We start from the raw sequence: 6757 nt of genomic DNA, 5'->3' as shown, positions 1-6757 counted from the left end.
TAGTCTGAGACCTGATGCCGAGCCGATTGTGGTGAAGTGGATGATCCTATGCTGTCGAGAAAAGCCTCTAGCGAGTTTCATGGCGGCCCGTACCCCAAACCGACTCAGGTGGTCAGGTAGAGAATACCGAGGCGTTCGGGTGAACTATGGTTAAGGAACTCGGCAAAATGCCCCCGTAACTTCGGGAGAAGGGGGGCCATTCCTGGTGATGGGTCTTGCACTCTGAGCTGGGGGTGGCCGCAGAGACCAGCGAGAAGCGACTGTTTACTAAAAACACAGGTCCGTGCGAAGCCGTAAGGCGATGTATACGGACTGACGCCTGCCCGGTGCTGGAACGTTAAGGGGACCGGTTAGCTCCACTTCGGTGGGGCGAAGCTGAGAACTTAAGCGCCAGTAAACGGCGGTGGTAACTATAACCATCCTAAGGTAGCGAAATTCCTTGTCGGGTAAGTTCCGACCTGCACGAATGGCGTAACGACTTCTCGACTGTCTCAACCATAGGCCCGGTGAAATTGCATTACGAGTAAAGATGCTCGTTTCGCGCAGCAGGACGGAAAGACCCCGGGACCTTTACTATAGCTTGATATTGGTGTTCGGTTCGGCTTGTGTAGGATAGGTGGGAGACTTTGAAGCAGCAACGCCAGTTGTTGTGGAGTCGCCGTTGAAATACCACTCTGGTCGTGCTGGATGTCTAACCTGGGTCCGTGATCCGGATCAGGGACAGTGTCTGGTGGGTAGTTTAACTGGGGCGGTTGCCTCCTAAAGGGTAACGGAGGCGCCCAAAGGTTCCCTCAGCCTGGTTGGCAATCAGGTGTTGAGTGTAAGTGCACAAGGGAGCTTGACTGTGAGACTGACGGGTCGAGCAGGTACGAAAGTAGGGACTAGTGATCCGGCGGTGGCTTGTGGAAGCGCCGTCGCTCAACGGATAAAAGGTACCCCGGGGATAACAGGCTGATCTTCCCCAAGAGTCCATATCGACGGGATGGTTTGGCACCTCGATGTCGGCTCGTCGCATCCTGGGGCTGGAGTAGGTCCCAAGGGTTGGGCTGTTCGCCCATTAAAGCGGTACGCGAGCTGGGTTTAGAACGTCGTGAGACAGTTCGGTCCCTATCCGCTGTGCGCGTAGGAGTGTTGAGAAGGGCTGTCCCTAGTACGAGAGGACCGGGACGGACGAACCTCTGGTGTGCCAGTTGTTCTGCCAAGGGCATGGCTGGTTGGCTACGTTCGGGAGGGATAACCGCTGAAAGCATCTAAGCGGGAAGCCTGCTTCGAGATGAGCACTCCCACCTCCTTGAGAGGGTAAGGCTCCCAGTAGACGACTGGGTTGATAGGCCGGATATGGAAGCCCTGTGAGGGGTGGAGTTGACCGGTACTAATAGGCCGAGGGCTTGTCCTCAGTTGCTCGCGTCCACTGTGTTGTTCTGAAACAACGACCCCAGCCGTGTGGCTGGTGCGGTTGACAGTTTCATAGTGTTTCGGTGGTCATAGCGTGAGGGAAACGCCCGGTTACATTCCGAACCCGGAAGCTAAGCCTCACAGCGCCGATGGTACTGCAGGGGGGACCCTGTGGGAGAGTAGGACGCCGCCGAACAATTCTTCAGAAAAGGCCCACCCGGCTTGCCGGGTGGGCCTTTTCGCGTTTCCGAACTCTCCCGAGGCTCCGGTGGCTCCGCCGCCGATCCAAAAAATCTTGGTCGGCGATGTCGAGAACCCGTGGCTGGCTCCGTCCCCGAGGTGAACGCGGCCACAATGGGTCGCACCAGCACCGAGGGAGAAGCACGATGGCCAAGTACCTGCTGCTCAAGCACTACCGAGGCGCCCCGACCGCGGTCAACTGCGTGCCGATGGACCAGTGGACGCCGGAGGAGGTGACGGCGCACGTGAAGTACATGCAGGACTTCGCGGCCCGGCTGGAGAAGACCGGCGAGTTCGTCGACGGCCAGGCGCTCGCGCCCGAGGGGACGTGGGTCCGGTACGACGGCGAGGGGCGTCCGCCGGTCACCGACGGTCCGTTCGCCGAGACCAAGGACCTGATCGCCGGCTGGATGGTGATCGACGTCGACAGCTACGACCGCGCCATCGAGTTGGCCGGGGAACTGTCGGCCGCCCCCGGGGCCGGCGGCAAGCCGATTCACGAGTGGCTGGAGGTCCGCCCGTTCCTGACCATGCCGCCGACCATCACTTGATTCTGCCGAGGAAGCCCGGGGCTTCAGCCCCGGGAGGAATAGGTTCCTTATCTCGGAGCCACGAAGTGGCGGACTGAGCTCCGGAGTTCTGTACGGGGGCCGTTGTCAGTGGCCCCCGGTAGGTTGCTCGTGTGCATCTGAGGTACTCGTATCGCATCTACCCGCCGGTGGGTCAGCGAGCGGCACTGGCCCGGACGTTCGGGTGTGCGCGGGTGGTGTACAACGACGCTCTCGCAGCTCGGAAGGAGGCCAGGAAGGCCAGGCAGCCGTATCCCAGGAGCGCTGAGCAGCTGCCGGAGGTGCCCGCCGAAGTCGGCATCGATCTCGGCCTGACCACGTACGCGGTCCTGTCCGACGGCACGGTGATCGACAATCCGCGTTTCCTGCGCAAGGCGGAGAGGAAGCTCAAGGCCGCGCAGCGGGAGCTGTCCCGCAAGGCCAAAGGGTCGAAGAACCGGGCCAAGGCCCGTAGGAAGGTCGCCAAGACGCACGCCAAGGTGGCCGACACCCGCATGGACTGGCTGCACAAGCAGACCACCAGGATCATCCGCGAAACCCAAGCGCTGTACCTGGAGGACCTGAACGTGCGCGGCCTCGCCCGAGGCCGCCTGGCCAAGTCCGTCCACGACGTCGGATGGGCCACCTTCCGGCGACTCCTCGAAGAGAAGGTGGCCCGGTACGGGCGGCACGTCGGCATCGTGCACCGCGCGTTCCCGTCCTCCCAGCTCTGCTCGGACTGCGGACACCGCGACGGACCCAAACCCCTCGCGGTGCGCGAATGGGCCTGTACCGGATGCGGCGTCCTGCATGATCGTGACCTCAATGCTGCTCGTAACATCCTGGCCGCCGGGCAGGCGGACAGGCTAAACGCCCCTGGAGGGCCGGCAAGTCCCGGCGTGGCGATCCCACGCCAGGCACGGCCCGTTGAACGGGGAACCCACCTCGGCGACCTGCGGACCACGGGAGTCCGTGCCGCAGGCGCGGGAGGAATCCCCCGGCTTCGGCCGGGGGAGGACGTCAAGGAGTGAGGTCCCCGATGAACGAGGCCCTGGTCCGGAGCCTCACACCGAGTGTGCTCGGCATTCTCGTCCGCCGCGGAGCCGACTTCGCGGCGGCCGAGGACGCCGTACAGGAGGCGTTGGTCGAGGCGGTCCGCGTCTGGGAGACCGACCCGCCGAGGGACCCGAAGGGCTGGCTGGTCACCGTCGCCTGGCGCAAGTTCCTCGACACGACCCGGGCGGACACCGCGCGGCGTCGGCGCGAGGACCTCGTCGACCAGGAGCCGGAGCCCGGCCCGGCGGCCGAGGCGGACGACACGCTCCGGCTCTACTTCCTGTGCGCCCACCCGTCGTTGACGCCGTCGTCCGCGGTCGCACTCACACTGCGGGCGATCGGCGGGCTGACCACCCGCCAGATCGCCCAGGCCTACCTGGTGCCCGAGGCGACCATGGCGCAGCGCATCAGCCGGGCCAAGCGGACCGTCTCCGGTGTGCGGTTCGATCAGCCGGGTGACGTCGCCACCGTGCTGCGGGTCCTCTACCTGGTCTTCAACGAGGGCTACTCCGGTGACGTCGACCTCGCCGCCGAGGCGATCCGGCTCACCCGGCAGCTGGCGGCGGCGATCGACCACCCCGAGGTGGCGGGGCTGCTCGCGCTGATGCTGCTGCACCACGCCCGGCGGGCTGGTCGGACCGCGGCGGACGGCAGCTTGGTGCCGCTCGCCGAGCAGGACCGCAGCCGGTGGGACACCGGGTTGATCGCCGAGGGTGTGGTGACCCTGCAGGCGGCCCTGGCCCGTGACCGGTTGGGTGAGTACCAGGCCCAGGCCGCCATCGCGGCGCTGCACGCCGACGCGCGCACCGCCGAGGAGACCGACTGGGTGCAGATCGTCGAGTGGTACGACGAGCTGGTGAGGCTGACCGACAGCCCGGTCGTCCGGCTCAATCGCGCGGTCGCCGTCGGCGCGGCCGACGGGCCGCGGGCCGGGTTGGCTGCGCTCGCGGGGTTGGACGACTCGCTGCCCCGTTACACGGCGGTGGCGGCCTACCTCCGTGAGCGCGACGGCGACCTGGCGACGGCGGCCCGGCTGTACGCCGACGCGGCCCACGAGGCGGCCGACCTCGCCGAGCGCGACTACCTGACGCGCCAGGCGGCCCGGCTCAACGCCCTGCTCAATGCCCGCGACAAGGCCTGACCCGTCGGGTCGGCTCACAGTCGGCCGGCGGCCTTCAGTGCCAGGTAGGTGTCCGCCAGTGCCGGGGCGATCCGGCTCGGCGGGGCGTCGAGGACGGTGACGCCGTGGCGGGTGAGGTGCTCGGCGGTGGCGCGGCGGTCGGCGCGGGTCTGCTCGGCGGCGGCCGCGCCGTAGACGGCCTGAAGGGTGCCGCGGCCGGAGGCCAGCACGTCCAGGTGCGGGTCGGCGACCGAGGCGAGGACGACCTCGTGGCGCTTGGTGAGCATCGGCAGCAGCGGGCGCAGGCCGTCCTCGACCGGGGCCGCGTCGAGGCCGGTGAGAAGGACGATCAGTGAGCGGTGCGGTGCCATCTTGAGCGCGGTGGCCACCAGCGAGCGCATGTCGGTCTCGTGCAGCGCGGGCTCCAGGACGGCCATCGCGTTGGTGAAGGCGGGCAGGATCTCGTGGGCCGAGCTGCCGGCCACGGTGGCGCGCTTGTGGGCGTCGTGGGCGAGCAGGTCGACCCGGTCGCCGGCGCGGGTGGCGAGGGCGGTGAGCAGCAGGGCGGCGTCGAGGGCGGCGTCCAGGCGGGGGGCGTCGCCGACCCGGCCGGCCGAGGTGCGGCCGGTGTCGAGGACGACCAGGATGTGCCGGTCGCGTTCGGGGCGCCAGGTGCGGACGGCGACGGTGTTGCGGCGGGCGCTGGCGCGCCAGTCGATGGAGCGGACGTCGTCGCCGGGCAGGTACTCCCGCAGCGAGTCGAACTCGGTGCCCTGGCCGCGGGTCAGTACCGAGGTGCGGCCGTCGAGTTCGCGCAGCCGGGCGAGCCGGGAGGGCAGGTGCTTGCGGCTGGTGAACGGGGGCAGCGCGCGGATCGTCCAGGGGACGTTGTGCGAGCCCTGACGGCCGGCCAGGCCGAGCGGGCCGAGCGAGCGGACCGTCACCCGGTGGGCGTGGTGGTCGCCGCGGCGGCTCGGGGTGAGTACGGAGGTCGCCCGGCGGCGTTCGCCCGCGGGGACGGTGAGGGGGTGCCGGGAGGCGGTCTCGGCGGTGCCGGGTCGCCAGGCGGAGGGGGCCCAGGCGTCGCGGACCAGGGCCCGGAGCGGGCGCCCGGAGGGGTTGGTGACGGTCAGTTCGACCGAGGCGGACTCGCCGAGGCGGACGGTGGTGTCGCCGGCCCGGTCGATCCGCAGGCTGCGGACGGGGGCGGCGAGCACCAGGTCGACCAGGACGGCGAGCAGGACCGCGCCGGTGACGACGCCGATCCCGGCCCAGGAGGGCAGCAGCAGGCCCACGACGAGCGCGCCGAGCGCGGCGAGCAGGGCGGTTCGCCCGGTGAGGGCCATGCGGGTGCGCTCCTTCGGAAACCCGTGACAATCGGGAACCCATGGGTCCGGGACCCCGTGGGCCGGGGGCCCGGACGCCTACGGGCGGTGGATCAGCTGGCGGTGGGTCAGCGGGGGGCGGGCGTCTGCGCCAGGACGGCCTGGATGACGGAGTCGGCGGTGACGCCCTCCATCTCGGCCTCGGCGCGCAGCGCGACGCGGTGCCGCAGGGTGGGCAGGGCGAGTGCCTTGACGTCGTCCGGGGTGACGTAGTCGCGTCCGGCCAGCCAGGCCCAGGCGCGCGAGGCGGCGAGCAGGGCGGTGGCGCCGCGCGGGGAGACGCCGATGGACAGCGACGGGGACTGCCGGGTGGCCCGGCAGAGGTCGACGATGTAGGCGAGGATCTCGGGGGAGACGGTCAGCTTGGCGATCTGCGCGCGGGCCGCGGCGAGGTGCTCGGGCCCGGCGACCGGGCGGACGCCGGCGGCGGCGAGGTCGCGGGGGTCGAAGCCGGCGGCGTGCCGGGAGAGGACCTGGAACTCCTGGTCGCGGTCGGGCAGCGGCAGGATCAGCTTGAGCAGGAAACGGTCCAGCTGGGCCTCGGGCAACGGGTAGGTGCCCTCGTACTCGACCGGGTTCTGGGTCGCGGCGACCAGGAACGGGACGGGCAGCGCGCGCGGTTCGCCGTCCACGGTGACCTGCCGCTCCTCCATGGCCTCCAGCAGGGCGGCCTGGGTCTTCGGCGGGGTGCGGTTGATCTCGTCGGCGAGCAGCAGGTTGGTGAAGACCGGGCCGGGCTGGAAGGAGAACTCGGCGGTGCGGGCGTCGTAGACCAGCGAGCCGGTGACGTCGCCGGGCATCAGGTCGGGGGTGAACTGGATCCGCTTGGTCTCCAGGCTGAGCGCGGTGGACAGGGTGCGGATCAGCAGGGTCTTGGCGACGCCGGGGACACCTTCCAGCAGTACGTGGCCGCCGCAGAGCAGCGCCACCACGAGGCCGGTCACGGCGGCGTCCTGGCCGACCACGGCCTTGCCGATCTCGGCGCGCAGGGCGGTCAGGGCCGCGCGCGGGTC

The 6757-nt window shown here is 69.0% G+C and carries 5 protein-coding genes and 2 rRNA genes; 5 read left to right on the top strand and 2 right to left on the bottom strand.

What is annotated here, in order from left to right; genetic code table 11:
* From ACH4E7_RS19530 to ACH4E7_RS19510, 5 genes are all read left to right on the top strand, one after another.
* Positions 1–1396 (top strand): 23S ribosomal RNA (locus tag ACH4E7_RS19530); the annotation flags it as partial.
* Between the two features lie 78 nt (positions 1397–1474).
* Positions 1475–1591, top strand: a 5S ribosomal RNA gene (gene rrf, locus ACH4E7_RS19525).
* A gap of 190 nt (positions 1592–1781) precedes the next feature.
* Positions 1782–2186 carry a YciI family protein gene (locus ACH4E7_RS19520; RefSeq protein WP_396250256.1) on the top strand — a complete coding sequence of 135 codons (405 nt, stop codon included), beginning with the start codon at positions 1782–1784 and terminating at the stop codon, positions 2184–2186.
* Positions 2187–2317: 131 nt separating this feature from the next.
* Positions 2318–3214 carry an RNA-guided endonuclease TnpB family protein gene (locus tag ACH4E7_RS19515; RefSeq protein ID WP_396250255.1) on the top strand — a complete coding sequence of 299 codons (897 nt, stop codon included), beginning with the start codon at positions 2318–2320 and terminating at the stop codon, positions 3212–3214.
* 8 nt (positions 3215–3222) lie between these two features.
* Positions 3223–4380 (top strand): RNA polymerase sigma factor, encoded by a 1158-nt coding sequence (locus tag ACH4E7_RS19510; RefSeq protein WP_396250254.1) that lies wholly within the window; start codon positions 3223–3225, stop codon positions 4378–4380.
* A 14-nt stretch (positions 4381–4394) separates the two neighbouring features.
* On the opposite strand, the gene ACH4E7_RS19505 is transcribed toward ACH4E7_RS19510, so the two are convergent.
* On the bottom strand, positions 4395–5705 hold the full coding sequence (locus tag ACH4E7_RS19505; protein ID WP_396250253.1) for a DUF58 domain-containing protein: 1311 nt from the start codon (positions 5703–5705) through the stop codon (positions 4395–4397).
* A 107-nt stretch (positions 5706–5812) separates the two neighbouring features.
* Positions 5813–6742, bottom strand: coding sequence for an AAA family ATPase (locus ACH4E7_RS19500; RefSeq protein ID WP_396250268.1), 930 nt, complete (start codon positions 6740–6742; stop codon positions 5813–5815).
* Between the last annotated feature and the right edge of the window lie 15 nt (positions 6743–6757).

Source organism: Kitasatospora sp. NPDC018058 (assembly GCF_044327205.1).
In the GTDB taxonomy this organism is placed as follows: domain Bacteria; phylum Actinomycetota; class Actinomycetes; order Streptomycetales; family Streptomycetaceae; genus Kitasatospora.
Note: the sequence above shows the minus strand (reverse complement) of the source record. Positions and strands in the feature narration are given on the sequence as shown.